The 1551-nt window shown below is 43.3% G+C and carries 2 protein-coding genes; both read right to left on the bottom strand.

The window, feature by feature from the left end:
• Nucleotides 1–86: 86 nt before the first annotated feature.
• Complete coding sequence (locus R8269_RS24080; RefSeq protein WP_005457212.1) at nt 87–833, bottom strand: ATP-dependent zinc protease; 747 nt, start codon at nt 831–833, stop codon at nt 87–89.
• 221 nt (nt 834–1054) lie between these two features.
• Nucleotides 1055–1551: tRNA 5-methoxyuridine(34)/uridine 5-oxyacetic acid(34) synthase CmoB (gene cmoB / locus R8269_RS24075; protein WP_318058366.1), on the bottom strand; the 497-nt coding region annotated here is incomplete at its 5' end.

Raw genomic sequence — 1551 nt, 5'->3', positions numbered from 1 at the left:
TCTGAAAACACTCAAAGCAATGCCCGCAACCACCAACAAGATGATTGAAAGGTAAAACGGTATTTTTGACGTCATAATCTACCTTATTATTTTTTATCTTCGTCCGTTTGAATGTATGTACGGCTCACATCAACCAATGCGATGTCGCGCATAAATTCTCTACCTAGTAAAACAGGATGGTTCATGTGGGAGCGATCCGCCAACGTAAATTGCGCTTTTTCATGAATTTTTCCAACTCGCACCCAAAGTTCGACCACAGCGCGACGCTCCAGTTCTTCACTTGTTACTTGACGAATTTTCACATAACGAAGAACAGGCGCTTCGATCCATGTATTTTTCTCTTCTTCTGACTTTGTTGCATCAGCAAGATGGAAACGAACCCAGTTTTTGCCGTTTCTTTCGAATTCTTCAATATCAACTGCATTCAAAGATGATGTAGCCGCACCTGTATCGACGCGAGCATCAAACGTTTGTTTGATGGAGTCGATGGTCACTTTTTCGATCGAACCTAAAACGATGTCATGAGTCGGCGTTGGTTCAATAGGGGCAGGCGCTTGGACAATAATAGGCTCTTTCGGTTTTTTAACCTCTGCCATTGCCTCTTCGCGGAAGGTGCTTAGATCACCTTGTAACTTATCGACTTGGTCTTCAAGGCTGTCGATGTAATCTGATTGGTTACTGATCTGCAGCTCTAAGTTAGTTATGCGATTATTGAAATTCGCTTCTGAAGCTTGAATAGCGGCTAACGTTTCTTGGTGGTACTGTTCGCCTTTGGTAAGTGTGCATCCAGATAATAAGGCGATGGCAACAACCGGAGTCAATCGTATTAACATTGAAAACCTTGGGATTGGATTAAGTTGTTTGTTTTTTAAGAGTTTAGCTTATATCGATAAAGGCTCACAAGTAAGAATCTTTCTCTATCTCTTATTGAGTGAGGAATAGTGATGAAAAGCTAATAATCAAGGATGCAAAGTGCACCCTTGATGAGAATAGAAGAGAGGGTAATGTCTTAATGGCAGGAAAGAGTTAAGACAATGTCAGAAATCTCAGTTAATTATGGCTTACGTGCTACCAGCACAGCGCGGCGTGGTGCCGGGTAGCCTTCCACTGTTTTGCTTGGATCGTTTGGATCTAAGTAATCTGGTAGAGAGTTGTGTGTCATCCAATCTGTTGTGCGTTGCTCATCAACTGAAGTCACGTTCTCATCTACAATATGAACATCTTCAAAACCAACCAGTTCTAGCCACACTTTTAGTGCTTTCGCAGACGGGAAGAAGTACACATTGCGCATTTGAGCGTAGCGTGAGGTCGGCACAAGTACTGCGTTTTCATCGCCTTCGATTACCAAGGTTTCCAATACTAACTCACCACCAGAAACCAACTGATCTTTTAGTTGAATCAAATGGTCAAGTGGAGAACGACGGTGGTAGAGAACACCCATGCTGAACACGGTATCAAACGCTTCCAGTTTAGGCAGTTGCTCAATACCCAGCGGCAATAGGTGCGCACGTTGGTCACCGCCCATGAGTTTGCGAATTGCCTCAAACTGGA

The sequence above is a fragment of the Vibrio sp. Vb0667 genome (assembly GCF_033391095.1).
The sequence above is the reverse complement of the archived record's forward strand: the minus strand, read 5'-3'. Positions and strand labels throughout refer to the sequence as shown.